General features: G+C 43.8%; 21 protein-coding genes and 2 tRNA genes. 3 read left to right on the top strand and 20 right to left on the bottom strand.

The window, feature by feature from the left end:
- Window positions 1-77: 77 nt before the first annotated feature.
- Window positions 78-1727, top strand: a complete 1650-nt coding sequence (locus tag PHG87_04820; protein ID MDD5477509.1) for an AAA family ATPase — start codon at window positions 78-80, stop codon at window positions 1725-1727.
- Window positions 1678-2565: a hypothetical protein gene (locus PHG87_04815; protein ID MDD5477508.1), complete on the top strand. Its 888-nt coding sequence runs from the start codon at window positions 1678-1680 to the stop codon at window positions 2563-2565. Before PHG87_04820 ends, PHG87_04815 begins: the two co-directional genes overlap by 50 nt.
- Here PHG87_04815 and purN read toward each other — a convergent pair.
- From purN to PHG87_04770, 9 genes are all read right to left on the bottom strand, one after another.
- Window positions 2555-3151, bottom strand: coding sequence for a phosphoribosylglycinamide formyltransferase (gene purN / locus PHG87_04810; protein MDD5477507.1), 597 nt, complete (start codon window positions 3149-3151; stop codon window positions 2555-2557). The genes PHG87_04815 and purN overlap by 11 nt on opposite strands.
- Window positions 3148-3936, bottom strand: a complete 789-nt coding sequence (locus PHG87_04805) for an RnfABCDGE type electron transport complex subunit B (protein MDD5477506.1) — start codon at window positions 3934-3936, stop codon at window positions 3148-3150. The genes purN and PHG87_04805 overlap by 4 nt, the downstream gene beginning before the upstream one ends.
- 4 nt (window positions 3937-3940) lie before the next feature.
- Window positions 3941-4549 carry an RnfABCDGE type electron transport complex subunit A gene (locus PHG87_04800; protein MDD5477505.1) on the bottom strand — a complete coding sequence of 203 codons (609 nt, stop codon included), beginning with the start codon at window positions 4547-4549 and terminating at the stop codon, window positions 3941-3943.
- Window positions 4546-5139, bottom strand: coding sequence for an electron transport complex subunit E (locus PHG87_04795; protein MDD5477504.1), 594 nt, complete (start codon window positions 5137-5139; stop codon window positions 4546-4548). The genes PHG87_04800 and PHG87_04795 overlap by 4 nt, the downstream gene beginning before the upstream one ends.
- The gene (locus PHG87_04790) at window positions 5136-6077 is read right to left on the bottom strand and encodes an RnfABCDGE type electron transport complex subunit D (GenBank protein ID MDD5477503.1); all 942 of its coding nucleotides are present in this window, start codon (window positions 6075-6077) and stop codon (window positions 5136-5138) included. The genes PHG87_04795 and PHG87_04790 overlap by 4 nt, the downstream gene beginning before the upstream one ends.
- Window positions 6067-6597, bottom strand: coding sequence for an FMN-binding protein (locus PHG87_04785; GenBank protein ID MDD5477502.1), 531 nt, complete (start codon window positions 6595-6597; stop codon window positions 6067-6069). The genes PHG87_04790 and PHG87_04785 overlap by 11 nt, the downstream gene beginning before the upstream one ends.
- A gap of 1 nt (window position 6598) precedes the next feature.
- Window positions 6599-7867 (bottom strand): electron transport complex subunit RsxC, encoded by a 1269-nt coding sequence (gene rsxC, locus PHG87_04780; protein ID MDD5477501.1) that lies wholly within the window; start codon window positions 7865-7867, stop codon window positions 6599-6601.
- Window positions 7855-9108, bottom strand: coding sequence for an MFS transporter (locus PHG87_04775; protein MDD5477500.1), 1254 nt, complete (start codon window positions 9106-9108; stop codon window positions 7855-7857). The genes rsxC and PHG87_04775 overlap by 13 nt, the downstream gene beginning before the upstream one ends.
- A 10-nt stretch (window positions 9109-9118) precedes the next feature.
- A tRNA-Thr gene (locus PHG87_04770) sits at window positions 9119-9191 on the bottom strand.
- Between the two features lie 222 nt (window positions 9192-9413).
- Between PHG87_04770 and PHG87_04765 the strand changes: the two genes are divergently transcribed.
- Entirely contained in the window at window positions 9414-9614 is a 201-nt protein-coding gene (locus PHG87_04765) for a cold-shock protein (protein MDD5477499.1), read from the top strand.
- A gap of 47 nt (window positions 9615-9661) precedes the next feature.
- Here PHG87_04765 and PHG87_04760 read toward each other — a convergent pair whose 3' ends face one another.
- The 11 genes from PHG87_04760 to PHG87_04710 form a co-directional block, all read right to left on the bottom strand.
- Complete coding sequence (locus PHG87_04760; GenBank protein ID MDD5477498.1) at window positions 9662-9967, bottom strand: hypothetical protein; 306 nt, start codon at window positions 9965-9967, stop codon at window positions 9662-9664.
- Complete coding sequence (locus tag PHG87_04755) at window positions 9964-10248, bottom strand: hypothetical protein (GenBank protein ID MDD5477497.1); 285 nt, start codon at window positions 10246-10248, stop codon at window positions 9964-9966. The genes PHG87_04760 and PHG87_04755 overlap by 4 nt, the downstream gene beginning before the upstream one ends.
- A gap of 123 nt (window positions 10249-10371) precedes the next feature.
- A tRNA-Phe gene (locus tag PHG87_04750) sits at window positions 10372-10443 on the bottom strand.
- A 75-nt stretch (window positions 10444-10518) separates the two neighbouring features.
- Window positions 10519-10902, bottom strand: coding sequence for a hypothetical protein (locus tag PHG87_04745; protein MDD5477496.1), 384 nt, complete (start codon window positions 10900-10902; stop codon window positions 10519-10521).
- 162 nt (window positions 10903-11064) lie between these two features.
- On the bottom strand, window positions 11065-12618 hold the full coding sequence (locus PHG87_04740; GenBank protein ID MDD5477495.1) for a sodium-dependent transporter: 1554 nt from the start codon (window positions 12616-12618) through the stop codon (window positions 11065-11067).
- A 5-nt stretch (window positions 12619-12623) separates the two neighbouring features.
- On the bottom strand, window positions 12624-12857 hold the full coding sequence (locus PHG87_04735; protein ID MDD5477494.1) for a hypothetical protein: 234 nt from the start codon (window positions 12855-12857) through the stop codon (window positions 12624-12626).
- Between the two features lie 59 nt (window positions 12858-12916).
- Window positions 12917-13225, bottom strand: a complete 309-nt coding sequence (locus PHG87_04730; GenBank protein MDD5477493.1) for a MazG nucleotide pyrophosphohydrolase domain-containing protein — start codon at window positions 13223-13225, stop codon at window positions 12917-12919.
- On the bottom strand, window positions 13197-13688 hold the full coding sequence (locus tag PHG87_04725) for a hypothetical protein (GenBank protein MDD5477492.1): 492 nt from the start codon (window positions 13686-13688) through the stop codon (window positions 13197-13199). The genes PHG87_04730 and PHG87_04725 overlap by 29 nt, the downstream gene beginning before the upstream one ends.
- A 14-nt stretch (window positions 13689-13702) precedes the next feature.
- Window positions 13703-15706, bottom strand: coding sequence for a patatin-like phospholipase family protein (locus PHG87_04720; protein MDD5477491.1), 2004 nt, complete (start codon window positions 15704-15706; stop codon window positions 13703-13705).
- Entirely contained in the window at window positions 15707-16924 is a 1218-nt protein-coding gene (locus tag PHG87_04715) for a glycoside hydrolase family 1 protein (GenBank protein MDD5477490.1), read from the bottom strand. It abuts the gene before it with no gap.
- An 86-nt stretch (window positions 16925-17010) separates the two neighbouring features.
- Window positions 17011-17460 carry a peptidoglycan-binding domain-containing protein gene (locus PHG87_04710; GenBank protein MDD5477489.1) on the bottom strand — a complete coding sequence of 150 codons (450 nt, stop codon included), beginning with the start codon at window positions 17458-17460 and terminating at the stop codon, window positions 17011-17013.
- Window positions 17461-17674 lie beyond the last annotated feature (214 nt).

Genomic DNA, 17674 nt, shown 5'->3' with positions numbered 1-17674 from the left:
TTAAGTCAAGAAAAGGTTTGACTTAAGGTAGCGGATATGTTATTTTTTAAGTACTCGTATCAAAAAATGGAGCGATTATGAATTGGAAAAAACTTAGATTTTACGTAAAGCTGCATTGGTTAAAAGCCGTACTTTTTGGTTTCCTGGCCGCCCTAACCATATCTTTGGTTAGCCTTGTGGTTATCGGGCTGCGCGCCTGGAATGAATCCGAATCCTACCTGAGGCAATCACAGCTAGCGATGATCCCGCTGCAGTTATACTTGCAAATTATCATGGCCCTGATCTTCGGCTTTGTTTACACGTATTTAATGTATTGGCTCTATTTTAAACGCGGGGCTTCTTCATTTTCCCAAACCAGCAAAAAATCCGTTGCCGGAGCCAATATCGGCATTACCTGGAATGATGTTATCGGAATGGATGAAGCCAAACAAGAAGCCCTGGAAGTGGTTAAGCTGATTACCGACCGCGTCAGCCTCCAGCGTATCGGAGGAAAAATCCTAAAAGGCATCCTTATGCTGGGGCCCCCGGGCTGCGGAAAAACTTACCTGGCCAAGGCAATCGCCACGGAAACAAAGCTTCCTTTTATTTCCATGTCCGGTTCGGAATTTGTGGAAATGTTTGTCGGCGTAGGCGCCGGCCGCGTGCGTTCTCTTTTTAAAAGGGCCCAGCAGCTGGCCGAGCTTGAAGGCGGCTGTATCATTTTTATCGATGAAATCGATGCCATCGGCGCGCAGCGCTCTATGGACCGCGGGTTTGGCGGGACTACCGAACATAATACTACTTTAAACCAACTGCTGGTGGAAATGGATGGCCTAAAAGATAAAGATTATAATATTATTTTAATCGGCGCTACCAACGCCCTGGAAACCTACCTTGACCCGGCGCTGCTTAGGCCGGGAAGGTTTGACCGCAAGATCATCGTGGATAAACCAAACCTTGAGGACCGCGCTAAACTTTTTGCCTATTACCTGAGGAACATAAAATATAACGCCCAGGATGTAAAAATTGACCGGCTGGCGCGGATTACTGTGGGCCAGAGCCCGGCAGATATCGCCAACATCGTGCACGAAGCAGCCTTAATTACCGTGCGCAATCAAAATCCATTGGTTTCGATGAAAGAAATCGACGAAGCGCGGGAAAGGATCGCCCTAGGTATAAAACGCCGGGTTAGGTTAAGCGAAAAGGAAAAATGGCAAACCGCCTATCATGAAGCAGGACATGCCATCGTCACCTATATACTCGCTCCTTCTAAAGATGTCTTTAAAATTACCATTACTCCGCGCGGGCCAACCGGCGGGGCAACCTGGATCCCGGAAAGAGAAGATATTTTCATCGAAGATTCCAATGACCTGCTGGCTAAAATAAAAATCAGCGTGGGTTCCTACGCTGCTGAAAAAATTAAATATAACGCGACAACCAGCGGCGTATATGGAGACTTCTCCAGCGCCATGCACCATGCCCACAATATGGTCTGGGTTTGCGGTATGGGCAAAAGCGGGTTCCTGGGCAACTGGGAGATTGTTGATAAAATATCTGAAGATATTAAAGCCAAGCTTGATGCTGATGTCCAAGATATATTAAATACCTGCCTTGAAGAAGTAACCAAACTGCTTAAAAAAGAAGAACCCCTCATGGACCGGCTGGCCAAGGAACTGGTGGCAAAAGGCGAACTTAACTATGATGAAATCGAAGCTATTTTCAAAGAGTTTGGTAAAAGCCGGCCTTAAGATCCTTCCTTTTGTCTTATTCTTATCCGCCTGTAACTCCTCAGTCAGCCCCTCATTTTTAAAAGAAGACATAACTCAGGCAGTTAAAGATATCTGCAAAAAAGAATACAAACTTGATCTCTCAACCCGGCTGGCCGGCAACACTCTTTGGGTATATCTGCCGCTTGAAGATATGGTCTCTAAACCCGCCAAACCGGAGAAGTACATCGAAAGGTTCTTATTAGAAGACCAAAAGAACTCTCTTAATGAAAAAATTTTAAAAGTAAATTATCTTATTAAGCCCACCGCGGAGAAGGAAAAACAACAGGAGATAGCAATAGATAAATCCGTTAATGAAAAAATCTTTGATGTGCTGCAGGTTATCCGCAGGGTGCTTTTTAGCATGGATAACTCAAAAAAGGACAAGCCTTTATTTTTCTGCATTGTTACCGCGGATATCAAAAACGGCTTGGAGATAAAACAGGTTTTTTATTTAATGGATTTGAAAAAACTATCCTACGGGCTGATTTCCCAGAGCGAATACCAGCACCGCATTGTCCAGGATACGGCAATTTCAGCGCAAATTATCGGCGATAAAGAGGGTAACCACCTGGATTACCGGGAGATAACTTTGGAAGAATTCATCGCTAATCAGATTCAGGGCCGGATAAAATTAAAATTTCAAAAACCGGAAGTTGAAAAAAACGCGGATATTGATAAAGAAGTCTTGAAGATAGCTGCCTATACTTTGAATACCTATGGATTTAAGGATTTTATCCTTGCGGAAATGACGAATTTGGCAACCGGAACAAGGGCCATCCTTAACCAAAAAGCGGTATTTGCCGATTCTAAGGAATAGGCTTTATTTTACCGCTGATAAATAACCTGATTGCCTCGGGATAAAGCTTGTGCTCCACGGAATGGATTTTCTTCTCAAGCGAAACCAAGGTATCATTCTTGGTTATGGCTACTTCCTGCTGCAGGATAATCGGCCCGTTATCCACTTCCTCGTCAACAAAATGCACCGTAACCCCGGTTGAGGCCGCTTTATGGTTAAAAGCATCTTTTATCGCACAAGCCCCCTTAAAATCAGGAAGCAACGACGGGTGGATATTCATGATGCGGTTATGGTAAAGCTTTACAAAAGAGGCGCTAAGTATGCGCATAAACCCGGCCAAGGCAATTAAATCTATCTTGTAGTTTCTTAATCTTTGGATTATCGCTTCTTCAAAATCAGCGCGGCTGGTAAAATCTTCGCGCCTGATCAGAACTATCCGGACTTTAGCTTTTTGCGCCCGCTTAATCACCAAAGCCTCAGGTTGATCACAAACCAAAATTACCAACTTCGCCTTAATCTCATTCTGCTTTACCGCTTTAATAATTGCCGAAAAATTACTCCCGAAACCGGAAGCGAATATCGCTAAATTTACCCCGGACTTGCTCATTCTCTTATCCTTATTGTTTTAGTGGGGCAAACTGGAACACACTCTTTACAGGAAGTGCATTTATGGTAATCGATGACCGCCAGGTTATCGATGACATGGATAGCATCAAACCTGCAGGTCTTCTCGCATAATTTACAGGCGATACAACCCACAGGACAGACGCTTTTAACATCCCTGCCTAAATCATGCGAACTACAGGCAACATAAACAGCATAGGTTACCGATACCAGTGAAAATAATTTCTTTGGGCAAACCAGTACGCATTTATTACAAGAGCGGCATTTAACTTTATCCACTACCGGTAATTTTTCAGCTGACATCGTGATGGCCCCAAACGGACAGGCCTTTACGCAGGTGCCAAAACCAAGACAAGCATAAACGCATGACTTCTGCCCGCCTAAAACCAGGTTTGCGGCAATACAATCATCAACGCCATTATACAAATATTTATCTTTAACTCTTATACCGCCGTTACAATGTAAAGTAGCAATCTTTTTAGTTTGTTTTTCAAGTGCAAGTCCCAGGATCTTGGCAATCTTTTCTTTTACCTCTTCATTGCAAACCCGGCAGCTTTCTAAAGTAGTCTTGCCTGCCAGCAGGCTTTCGGCAAAACCAAAACATCCGGGATTTCCGCAAGCCCCGCAATTTGCTCCGGGTAACAGGTGGCTGACTTCTTCCAGTTTCGGGTTTACCTGGACTGCTAATTTCTTTGAGGCAATCGCTAGGCCGATGCCAAACAATAACCCCAGAGAACCTAAAACTAAAATCGCAATTAAGATTTCCATCGTATTAAAATTTAAACCCGCTAAAACCCATAAAACTTAAACTTAAAATTGAAGCAATGATAAAAGCCAGGGGGAAATCCTTTAGGGATTTTGGAATATTGCAAAGCTCCAGCCTCTCCCTTATCCCGGACATTAACAGCATGGCTAAAGTATAGCCTAAGCCCACACATACTCCCTGGAAAACAGAATAATAAAAACTCCCCGCAACTGCCTTGCCATTTACAAAAAACATGTCGATATTTAATACTGCCACGCCTAAAACCGCGCAGTTGACGGTAATCAACGGCAGATAAATTCCGAATGCCCGATAAAGCTGCGGGCTGGCCTTTTTCACCACCATTTCCACAAACTGGACAAAAGCAGCAATAACTAAAATAAATGAAATAGTGCGTAAATAACTAAGATTAAGCGGCAAAAGCAGGAAACGGTAAACAAACCAGGTAATCGCAGAGGACATCACAATCACAAACATTACCGCCGAACTCATTGCCAGCGCCGGCTTAGTCTCTTTAGAAATAGCGATAAAAGAACACAGCCCTAAGAAACGGGAAAGGATAACGTTATAAATAAATACCGCGGAAATAAAGATGGTCAGAAATTCCTGAAGGTTCATGTTTTCCTATTTTTTAAAAAATTAAAGAATCCCAGCAATAAACCAATGACTAAAAGAGCCCCTGAAGGCATGCCAAAAACAAATACCGGTTCAAATCCTTTAATCAGGGTATGGCCTAATATCTGGCCTGAACCCAAAAATTCCCGGATCGCTGAAATGAGAAGGAGCGCCAAAGTAAAACCTACCCCCATTCCTAAACCGTCGCAGAATGAACTTCTGAAATTGTTCTTGCAGGCAAATGCTTCCGCGCGGCCTAAAACTATACAGTTAACCACGATCAGCGGGACATAAATACCTAAAGCCCGGTCCAATACCGGGCTGTAAGCCTTCATACATAATTCGGCAATCGTAACAAAGGTGGCAATGATGACGATATAACAGGGTATCCGGATCTTGTCGGGAATAAAATCCCTGACTAATGAAACAATTAAACTTGAACCCAGAAGCACAAAGGTCGCGGCAATCCCCATGCCAATACCGTTAGCTACGGATACGGATACTGCCAGCGTCGGGCATAACCCTAAGACCAGGACAAAGGTGGGATTCTCCCGGATGATGCCTTTAGTAAAATCTTTAATGAAATTTTTCATCTTGTCCCGTAAATCCTGTTTCTGGTATAACGGTCAATAAAGGGCGTTGCCGCGTTCATCATCAATATGGCATATGAAGCCCCTTCAGGATACCCGCCCCAAAGCCGGATAATCGCCGTAAGCAAGCCGCACCCCACGCCAAAAATCAGCTGACCTCTGGCAGTCAACGGAGTAGCCACATAATCGGTAGCCATAAAAAACGCTCCCAGGATCAATCCGCCGCTTAATATATGGAATAGCCAGTCGCCGTGAAAAAGCTGCGGGGCTCCAAAAATATAGGTAAAGGCGGCGGTAGTAAAAATATAAGTTGCCGGTATATGCCAGGTAATATAACCCCGGATGAAAAGAAATGCGGCGCCAATCAACAGCGCCAAAATACAAACTTCACCGATACATCCGCCGCGCTTGCCCAGAAACAAATCCAGATATGAGATATGTTCCAACAGCTTACCTTCTTTAAGCAACGCCAAAGGAGTAGCGCCGGTTACGGCATCGCAGCTAAACGGTTTGGCAAAAGTGGTCATATATTTTGGCCAGGAGGCCATCAGAAAAACCCTGCCCACTAATGCCGGGTTAAAAATATTCTGGCCGATACCGCCAAAGACCTGTTTACCAATGGCGATTGAAAATACCGCCCCGACTATCGGCAGCCACAAGGGTACATTCGGCGGAAGATTGTAGGCTAAGAGTATTCCGGTAATTACAGCCGAACCGTCAAAAATCGTAATCTTCCTCTTGGTCCATATCTCAAATGCCAATTCGGTTAATATTGCGGTGGCAACCGCGACTAAGGTTACCCATAAAGCATCTAATCCAAATATAATTATACCCGCGATTCCGGCAGGGATAACACTAGCCACCACTGTCCACATAATCCGGGAGATGGATTCTTCCTTATGGATATGTGGAGAGCCTGAAACTATAAGTTTATCTTTCATTTTTTATCAACTCTTTTATTTCCCGCGCCTTTTTCATCACTGAATCCATTATCGCGCGGCTGGAAACCGTTGCTCCGGTAATTGCCTGCACCCCGGATAAATCCAGGCTATTGCGGTTATTAAATTGGCCGGTAAATTTATTTTCAGTTACCCGCACCCCTAAGCCCGGAGTCTCATTTTGCGAAATGACTTTTATAGCGCTGATTTTATCATCCAGAAAAATTCCGGCCAAGGTCTCAACAACACTGGAATAACCTTTTCCACTGGCCTTAAAAACAAAACCGATCAGCTTATCCTGGCTATCGAATGCCTTATAATACAAAGTTTGCTTCTCCACATCAGGCTTAACTGCCGTAAACCTGGCTGCAGCCGGCATCACCTCTTTAAGCGCTGACTGTTCTTCTAATATGGCTTGAGCAAGGATCTTAGGCCGAGTAAGGGCGTTAGCTGCGGCTAATAACCCCGCGGCAATTGTACAAATAAGCGCCAGAATAAAACCGTAACGGGCCATTTCTTTCATCTTATTTGATTACCTCTAACTTTGCCCTTTTAATCGTCTGCAATAACCTGCGGTTGGAAGGGCAGACAAAATTACAGATGCCGCATTCGATGCAATCAAGGGCTCCATACTCTTTAGCTAAATTCCAAAGTGTTTTCTCGGAAGCCAGATTAATCTGGCAAGGCATTAATCCCACCGGGCAGCCGCGAACGCAGGCCGCGCAGCGGATACAAGGATCCTCCTCTAAAACTTTGGCCTCTTTTTTATTCATCAGCAATAAGCCGCCGCTGGATTTGATTATGGGCACCTCATCCGTATACTGGGCAATACCCATCATCGGCCCGCCGATAATAATTTTTGCCGGCTCCTTTTTTAGCGGACCGCAAAATTCAATCAAATTCTTTATCGGTGTGCCTAAACGCACCAGCAGGTTCTTGGGGTTTTGCACACAGCTTCCCGTAACCGTGACGATCCGTTCAATCAAAGGCTTGCCTTGATAAACCGCCTCATAAATCGCGTAAACCGTAGCTACATTTTGAACCACAACCCCGATATCAAAAGGCAGCTTGCCGCGGGGAATCTCCTTGCCTAATATATTCTGAATTAATTGTTTCTCTCCGCCTTGAGGATACTCCGGCTTGAGGACCTTAATCTTAATCCCTGAGATTTTGGAGAAAGCCTCTATAGCTTCAGGTTTATTTGCCTCTATTCCAATATAAATTTTTTGCACCCCCAAACACTTGGCGGCCAAATTAATGCCTAAGGATATTTCCGCGGTCTTCTCAACCATTAACCGGGCATCCGCGGTTAAATACGGCTCGCACTCCGCGCCATTAATAATCAGGGTATCTACCGGCTGCGGGGGATTAAGTTTTATATGCGTAGGAAAGCTTGCCCCGCCCATGCCCACGATCCCGGCATCTAAAACAATTTTGCGAATATCTTGCGGAGCAAGCTTATCTACCTCTTGCTGCCCTTTTAGGCCAAATAGCGATTGATCATCCCGGCCATCCCCTTCGATAACCACTGCCTTAGCCCGGCCCAAAACAGGGTGCGGCCAATCCTGTATAGCGATCACCTTTCCGGATAGCGAAGCATGGATCGGCGCATAGACATGGGCTGCGACACTGGCAATTCTCTGCCCAAGGCTAACCGTATCACCGGCTTTTACTTCAGGATTACAGATTTTTCCCAGATGCTGGATTAAAGGAAGGTATACCTTTTGAGGAAGCGGCAATTTTTCAATTGCCTTATTTTCTGAATAATGTTTGTTTTCCGCTAATCTAACCATGCCACCTTTCGATTAAAAAATAAGCTTACTAAACCCAGTAAGCTTAGCAGGGAACCGACAATAACCAGGATTAATAAGGGCGAAAACTTTTCGGCAAGGATACTGCTGATAAACATGAATAAAATAAAACCCAGGTGCATGACTATCTCAAGAGAACTGAAAATCTTGCCCAGCATTTCATTGTCACTGACATTATGGATAATGGTATTAGAGGCGATCATTATCGGAGAAACAATTAATCCCAAGCCTAAAGCCAGAAGCGCGGCCAGGAGAAAATTAGGAAAATAATGTATTCCCAGGGCAAAGATGGTTAACATTATACCACTGAGGACCAGGGAAACAAAAATTATTTTGTAATGCGAAATACGCTGTCCGAATTTTCCATAAACCAAAGAACCCAGGAATAAACCGATCCCCAAAAACATCACCAAGAGCCCCAGGTCCTTGGTTGCCGAATGCAAAGTCTTTTGCACAAAAACAATGATCACTACATAAACCGAGCCTAATGCCGACCAAAGCGCAAAGATAATCGCGGCGGTAAAACGGATATCCTTGGTATGGATAAAATAAAGAATGCCCTCTTTGATCTCCTGAAAAACGGATTTCCTGATTACCTCAACGATCTCTTTGCCTACCTCCTCAAAGCTTGGCGCCGCGGTAAATTTCTTGGAGATCAGAAAAATAAATGCCGCCGAAACCAGAAAAGTCAGGGAGTTCAGATAAAAACCGCTTTTGGCCCCAAGTTTCTCTACCAGCACCCCGCTTATTCCAAACCCCAAGACCGCCGCAATCATCCCGGAAGTGTTAATCAGAGTGTTAGCAACCAACAAGTCTTTATTATCCACTAAATCCGGAATAATGGAGAGTTTCGCCGGTACAAAAAATCTGCCGATAGAAAAAGCGATAAAAATAAGCAGGTAAATCAAGGTTAAGTTCTTAGCGTAAAATAAGAACAAGGGGATGGCTAAAACCAACAGGCTGCGCAGGAAGTCGCAGATATACATTGTCTTGCGCCTGTCCCAACGATCCACATAAACCCCGGCTAAAGGCCCGATAAGGAATACCGGAATGATGGTAAAAGACAGGATTTTGGCAATCTGCAGTGTTGAGCCGGGCGAACGCAGGTAAACAAACCCAATCAAAGCCATTTGCCCCAGCCTATCCCCCATCTGGGAGATAATCTGCCCAAGCCATAATAAAAAAAAGTTACGATTTTTTAAAACTTCACGGAATTTAGCCATAAAGAAATTAAGCCGATGAGTGGAATCGAACCACCGACCTTGACTTTACGAAAGTCCTGCTCTACCAACTGAGCTACATCGGCAATTTGTCCAATATTATATCAATTCCTAACTAATAGTCAATCACTCACTTAAGACTAGAAAATGATTGACAAATTGATAAATCATGGTAAATTAAAAACCAGGTAGATTTTAAGAGGAGAAACAAAGAAATTGATTAGTTTTATCGACAAACCGTAAGGCAGAACAAAAATTAACCCTGCTTTGCGGATTTTTTTTACTCTTGGAGGAGGTGAGAAACAGAAATGGCAAAAGGCAAGGTAAAGTGGTTCAGTAATCAGAAAGGTTACGGCTTTGTTACTTCTGAAGACGGCAAGGATGTATTCATTCACTTCAGCGCTATCGTTGGAGATGGATATAAATCTTTGGCAGAAGGCGATGAAGTTGAATTTGAGGTTACTCAAGGGCCCAAAGGCGACCAGGCAACTAACGTAAAAAAGATATAAGTTTTACACATAGAAAAAGCCAATTCTAAAAAATAGAATTGGCTTTTTTATTTTTTAAGCTTAGGAAGAAAATCCCGGATGCTTTTGAAAGCAAGTCCCTCTTCCTTACTAACCAATTTAAAAAAATCACACTCCATGCAATTACTAAACCTTCCGGTAGTTGTCCTGTTAATTTTTTCATCACATAGCGTATAGGCTATCGCCCAACAGATGCGTCCGGCGTTCTTCCCGCCATTAAACCCGTTGGCTTTCTTCTCTGCTGCCGCGGGGCATACGCCAGATTCAGCGACATTAACTCCGCCTGGCTGGCGCCCGCATTTTTTATATTCCCAACAGTTTAGTTTCTTCTTCATTTCGCTCTCAATGTCCTTACCGCCCAGAGGATAAAGCGGATAAAGGCAACAACCGGATAACCAAATATAGCTATATTTAAACCAAAAGACATCATTCTTATATATGGGGTATAACCTACCAGGGAATATTTCATATTTTGTATAACTTTAAACCTGGATTCCCAGTGTTCACTTAAATAGATACCATTTAAATGCCTGCTTATAAAATAAACAGCCAGTCCCAAGGCCGCGATTCCCAACAAAATTAACCCTTCCCTGGCTATGGTTTTCTTGATGTTCACATAACCCCCAAACGCATCCTTTTGACGTTAATATATTATACCGCTGCCGTGCGAAAATTTAATCTTTTTATAGCCAAAAAATAAGGCAAACTTTAAATAAAGTTCGCCTTACAAACTAAAAAATGCCGAGAGAGGGAATCGGACCCCCCACGCCGGCCTTTTCAGGGCCGCGCTCTACCACTGAGCTATCTCGGCTAAATATTGTTTTGAGCTTTTGTTATATTGTACACAAATTCCCCAAAAAGAAAAGGGAAAAATATGAAAAACCGCTTATCTTACACTCGTGATAATCTTAACAAAAATATCCTGGGCCAGCTCCATGTTTGGGAAATGGTATTTACGCGCAGAAACCCGAAGCCGGGTTGTCGCCTGAGTCAGGCGGACTAATTTTATCCAAACTTTAGTGGACTGTGCCCCTAATTCAATATAACCGGTACCGGCATTTTCCTGCTGGATTATGCCATAAGAGCCGGCAACACTAAGAGCTGAACTCCAAAGCGCATCATAATTCTTATCCGTATCTCCCTGCACAGTATCCTTGCTTACCGCGTATGCGCCCAGGCTGCCTGCGGCTGCTCCGATAATCAGGGGCGCGCATCCGCAAATTGATACCAGCAGAGTTAATGCCAAACCTAACGATAAAAACTTTTTCATCTTAGCTCCTTGCCCACAAGGGCATACCCGCGCAATACCTTATAAGCGCGGAGTGTTTTTTGAAAAAACTTTTAAAAAACAAAAAACTGTCAAACCAATAATCAGCCCCCAGGAAAAAATTAAAAAAATCCATCCTCCTAATTTCACCTCTATTATCCTCCCTTATTTTAGCTTTCTACGCTTCCAGGCAATCTTTACTAAAACCGCCAAAATTATAAATACGAACAATAAACCTAAGCGCGTGCAAAAAATAAATGGCTTATCTGCCCCGGATACATTTTTCATCATTATTATCGGCAGCCATTCCTGGGCAAACCACATTCCCAATATAATAAATAAAAATAAAGGCGTGATATACTTTATGATAAATTTATAGATTTTAGGTATAATCATATCCGCGCCCTGATGTATTTCCTCCCAAGCCCGCTCCATACCAAATACCCAGGCAAATAATATTGTCTCAATTGTCGCAAAAACTACCAGAAAAAATGTGCCGCCCCAAAAATCCAATTCATCAACCACTCCCCGGCCCAGGAAAAATATCGCCGGCTGGCATAAGATGAATGAAACTGCGGCAAATATGGAAACCGCCCGCTTACGGTTAATATTGAACTCATCTTCCAGAAATGCCACTGCCGGCTGGGCCAGCGAAATCGAAGAAGTTATCCCGGCTAAAAATAATAAAAAGAACCAGCAGAATCCGAAGAATCCGGCAAGCGGCAGCTTATTCAAAACCAACGGCATAGTTACAAAACCTAGATTAAATACCCCTGACTGGGCGATGGATTTAATATCCACCGGCCCAAAAAACACAAAAGCCGCCGGAATAATAATACTTCCGCCTAGAATAACCTCGGCAAATTCATTGGTCATCGCCGCGGTTGTCCCGGAAAGCACAACATCATCGGCTTTCTTTAAGTAACTGGCGTAGGTAAGGATCACACCTATCCCCACGCTTAAAGTAAAAAATATTTGTCCTGCTGCTTCAAGCCAAACCTTGGCGGATTTAAGCGCGGAAAAATCCGGGTTCCATAAGAAACCAAAACCTCCTGACACATTCCAAGCTGGCCGGCTTAAATCCGGGGCACCCAATGTCAAAACTCTGGACATCAGCACCAAACCAAAAACAAATAGCAGCGGCATTGCCCATTTGCAAAGCTTCTCTATTCCCCCTTTTATCCCATAATAAATTACCCAAATATTCAATAAGAAAGTAACTAAGAAAAACAGGTAGGCGGTTCCGATGCCGTTAAAATACTGATTTTTCTCCAAACCCTGAAAACCGGTTAAAAAATGGCGCAGTGACTGCTGATCCGTCAACGCGGTGTATTTGCCGGCTAAAGCAAAAAAACTGTAAGCCAGCGTCCAGGATTCAATAAAGACATAGTAGATAAAAATAACCAGCGGGCCGAATATTCCGATCACTCCAAAATATTTAATAAAACGGTTTTTCTGCCAAAGGCTGTGGAATATTCCAGGGGCAGTGCCGTGTTCAAAACCCCCGCCGTAACGGCCCAGGGTCCATTCAATCCACATCAGCGGGATTCCTAAAAGAAGCAGGGAAATAAAATAGGGGATCATAAAAGCTCCGCCGCCATTTGCCGCCGCTTTAGCCGGAAAACGCAAGAAATTACCCAGGCCGATAGCTGAACCAGCCACGGCCATAATAATTCCCAGGCGCGATCCCCAACTGTCCCGCTTCTTAATTTGGGCCATAATCCTTACATATTTTTAAGCGCTTCCTGAATCAAAGGTAATATGCCTTGCGCCTCTTCTTTGGTCAAGCGGCCGAGTTTGGCAAAAGCATATTCGCCGTTTTTATCTTTTATCTCTCTGACAAGCTGGATCTTTTTAGGGCCATTGTTATAAGAAAAAACACTGACCACCACTTTTCCGGAATCATTCTCCCAAAAACGCGTAAAAACCTGCGCGTCCAAACTGCTATCGTATGGCATTGTTCCTCCTTGCCCACAAGGGCACACCCGCGCAATTCCTTATAAGCGCGGGGTGTTGCTTAGAATTTCTTTCCGTGCCGGTAAGGACGGGTTTTATTATATTCGATCTTCTTTAATAACGCTTTTTCCAAATCTATTTTCCGCGAGCCGCAATAATCAAATATGCGGATACAGCAGTCCGCTAACTCCTCCGCCAAATTATTTTCTTTATCATGGCCGCGCATTGCCTCTAGAGCCTCGGATAGTTCAGAATGCATCAGCGCAATCAACTCACCGTCATTACGCAGATCATCCCACCAACCCTTGCTTTTAGCAACGCGGTGGCACTCCTTAATCAAATCATTGATTGATAACTTTTTCTTTAACATCGGCTTTCTTCTCCATTTGGTTTTGCGTATTAGGCTTGGGCTTAGGATTAAGTAACGTATCAATACCGGTAAATATTCTGCTTGCGATTTCCTCGTTAGCATAAGTGCTCGGGCTGGATATTTCAATCAAAGTGCCGGTTCCTGTTTCCTCGGTAAAAAATATCCCTACAGGAGTAGTATCTTGCGCAGAAACATAAATAGCAATCATCTTCTTCTTGGGATCCTCTGCGTATATATAGGACGCTCTATCTTTCTGGCTTAAGATATCCTTGACCTTGGCGTAGCAGCCATTGTAGTCCAGGGCAAAAGATTTTTTCAAAGCATCCTTGCGTTTATCCTCGAGAACCTGGGTAGATACGCCGGCAAAGCCTTTGCCCATTTCTTTGATCGTCGCGCACCCTAACAAAACAGTGGATAACAGGCAGCCTGAAATAGCTAAAATAAATCGCGCATTACTTTTCATTGTTCCTCCCCCAATTATTCATTGATCAATTGCCGGATTTCATTCAAATGCTTACGCGCCTCTTCCTCTCCGCGTTTGGCGAATTCATCGGCTCGATGCAATTCCAGCCAGAATAAACCCGCGGTATCCGGATGCAAAACGATATCCGCCAGCTCCCCTTCGCGCCGGGCTACCTCAGACTGCAACACCTCAACACTGCTAAAAATAATATCCACGATATTCAGGCTAAAGAAGCGCTTGAGCCGGGCAAGAAAACCCGGCCGCTTATTTTCAACGGCATTACCGGAGGCAACCTCTTCCTTTAGCTTTTTTAGCTGTTTTAAAATATCCTCCCGCGACGGAGTAACGTTTACCGCAATAATCTTTTTTACCCCCATCTGCATCAGCGGCTCGGTAGGCAAAGGATAGGTCACTCCGCCGTCAAAAAGTATTTCTTCCCTGAATTTAAAAGGGGTAAATACCCCGGGCATCGAACAACTTGCCATTATAGCATCAACCAGCGGCCCTTTGTCTAAAATTTTGGGCTCCTTCCGGTGAACATCGCTGGCGATTACTTTTAAAGGGAGTTTCACATCATAAAAAGTTTTATCCCCCAGATGTTTCTTCAGGAAACGGTATAATTTATTGCCTTTGAGAAAGCCCAGCCGCGGAAAAGTTATATCGACTAATCCCCAGATATGTTTGGGCTCTCTGAACTCACGGGTAATCTCCAGGATCTCCCGGCTATTGTTTCCGATGGCCCAAAGGCTGGCGATAAGGGCGCCGATACTGGAACCGGCAATCACATCAATTGGGATCTTCTCTTCTTCAAGGACCTTTAATACTCCTACATGGCAAAAACCATACCCCACCCCTACCCCCAGGACCAAGCCCACAAGACAATCTCCCAAATGGCGGGCAATCCGCCTGACTGCCTTGGAATATTCACAATCAGGCTCATCGATAATCAGGCGGGCCGGGGAATCAAATTCTATTTTAGGAATGGTAGCAAAAATATCCTGCCCCAGGATTTCCAGCTGATCGCTATAATGGATCCGGGCTAATTTATATTCATTAACAATGGTCTTGATCTTCTGCGGATCAAAATTAAAATCTGTCTTAAGCCGGCTGATGAGATTATTGGTACGCTTTAAATCCACCGGGTCCGGGCTGCTTAAGATGTGGATTAAGTCCGATTGGTTCAGCATACTGATAATCGAACGGTCCATCGCCGCAGGCAGGTCTAAAAGAATATAATGATAATCATTAACCAAAATACTTAATATCTCAATCAACCGCTTAAGGCAGGCTTCATTATCTTCCTGGTAGTAGAAACAAAACAAGTCGATGCCAAAGCTGCTTTTTAAAACAAAATCTTTTGGCAGGGTATAAATTTCTTCGCTGGAAGATAGGTCAAAAATAGGCGGCTGCTGGATTTCCAGCTTGTCCGGTAAAGTGTGGATCTTTTCTTTAGATAAAATGTCTAAAATGATTACAGACTTATGGGTTTCACGGTTAAGGCTTAAACCAAGATTTAAAGCGTAGATAGTTTTGCCTGCCTGCGCGTAGGAACTAAAAACCGAAATAACCGTGCTCTCAAAGATTTTTTTCTGATGGATATCTTTGCGCTTAAGGCGGCGGCTTAATGTGCGGCTTAGGTCAATAGCCAGGCGCGGAATACCCTCTAACACAGAATTAAAATCGTCTTTATTGATTACCAATATCGAGCAATCATTGATGGCAGCACTGGTCACCGAATGCGTTTCGTTGGTCAGCAGGGAAATAATGCCGAAATATTTACCGCGGTGCAAATACTCCAAGATCGATTGTTTCCCGTCTTTATCTTTGGCATAAATCTGCACCCGGCCGCAGATAATGCAATAAAAAGCGCTCGGAGCCGAACCCTCTTCATAAATAATCTGGCCTTTGCGGTATTCAACAATCCGGCTCTTGGCGTAAATTATCGCCAGTTCCGCCTTGCTCAGGCCGGCAAAAAACGGCAATTCTTTTATGATAAATTCTTTGTCTTTGGGTTCCATTTAAATTTCATTGCTTTGGGCCACCTGCGCAAGTTTTCTGGCGCTTGTCTTAATTGTGCGTTTTTGATTTTGATAATCCACAGCTACCAAGCCAAAACGCGGGCTAAACCCTTTATCCCATTCAAAATTGTCGATCAGTGACCAGTAAATATAACCTAAAACCTTGGCCCCCTGATCAATAGCCTGATGTATCTGCTCCAGATGCTCCCGGATATAGTCCCATCTCAAATCATCATCTTCAGTACAGATGCCGTTTTCGGTAATCATAATTGGAAGATTATACCTCTTCAGGGCCATTAAAAGCTTGTAGAGCCCCTGCGGGTAAATATCCCAACCTAAAGAATTTTTACGCAAAGGATGATGGTTATAACTGCAGGTATCCAGCAATAAACTCCTTATTTTCCAGTTACGCACATCCGCCAGGTTCCTGCCGTAATAATTTATCCCGATAAAATCTAAGGCCTTTTTACGTAAAAGCTTCTCGATGAAATACAAGTTATATAATTTATGCCGTAAATACAGGGCCAATTTATTTTTTAATGTCGGCTGGCAAATCTCAAATGCCTGCAAATTAGCCGCGATACTCACCATGGGCCTGGCTAAAGACTTTTCCCGGTAAATTTTATGGATAAGACGGTAAGCTTTTATATGGGCGCCGGCCATATTAAAGGTTACTTTGGCAGCCTTAAACAGCGAACACTCCTTGGGAGGCCAGACACCCAATAGATAGGAATGCGATGAATAAATCAGAGGTTCATTTATGGTTATCCAAAATTTTACCTGGCCGGCAAACTCTTTGACTATTTTATCGACAAAACGCAAAAAATATTTCTGGAGGCCAGCTTTGGTCCAGCCGCCTTTTTGGCTAAACCAGATCGGGTTGGTAAAATGATGCAGGGTAACCACCGGTTCAATTCCCCGGCTCTTTAATTCGGAAATAACTTTACGGTAATGTTCGATTTCCGAGGAGTCAAATTTTCCTTCCTGCGGCTCAATGCGGCTCCACTCTATGGAAAAACGATGGCAATTATGGTTAAGCTCTCTGGCGATGTCGAAATCCTGCGCGTAAAGTTCATAATGCCGGCAGGCGCTGCCCGAAGCTTCTTTTAAGCAGAGGCTCTGCTCAGCCAGCCACCAATCATTATGAATGTTTTGGCCTTCAACCTGATGCGCTGAAGTTGCGGCGCCCCAAAGGAAATTTTGCGGAAATTTCTTCATATAGGTTTACATTATACCACTGTAAAAAAGAAAATCCCAATATTTTACATTGGGATCTTCTTTTGAAACAAATTTAAAAATTTCCGTTACCGCTTATGCTTAACCGGAGCGGCTTCAGCGCTCAGATGCTTACTCAGGGCTTCCCAGGTCTTGGTGCCCACCTTGCCATCAGCTTTGAGGCCATTTGCGGTTTGAAAATCTTCGATCGCCTTCTTGCTCTTCGGGCCGATTTTTCCGTCGATATTGCCGGTGTAGAAACCGGCGTTCTTTAAAGCAGTCTGGATTTCGATGCCCGTAGGCTTATAAGGCCCCTGCGGCGGTACAGGTACAACTTCTTTGGCTTGGGTAACTGCCGGAGCAGTTAAAATTTTGGACTCTTGGGCCTTTATGTCCGGCATAGCCGCGGCCGGGCTGCTGGGCGTACTCAGGGACTCCATGGTAATGGGCTGCAACTCCTCTGCTTCTTGTTTCTTACCGCAACCGGATAATCCCGCCAACATCAAAACCACTACCCCTAAACTTAATAACCTCTTCATACTTACTCTCCTCTCTATAATTTATTAAAATTTGTTATTATGACGTTTTATTATTATCAAATTGCGGGAATTTAATTCACCTCCTTGCCCACAAGGGCACACCCGCGCAATACCTTTAAGCGCGGGTTGTTACCAACACTAATTTTAACAAAATATATAAATAAATCAACTGAAATTTGAGTGAAACCAGGAACCGTTTTTATTTTTTAAAAAT

Source organism: Candidatus Omnitrophota bacterium (genome assembly GCA_028716245.1).
In the GTDB taxonomy this organism is placed as follows: Bacteria; Omnitrophota; Gorgyraeia; order Gygaellales; family Profunditerraquicolaceae; genus UBA6249.
This window is presented reverse-complemented; position numbering and strand designations above follow the sequence as displayed.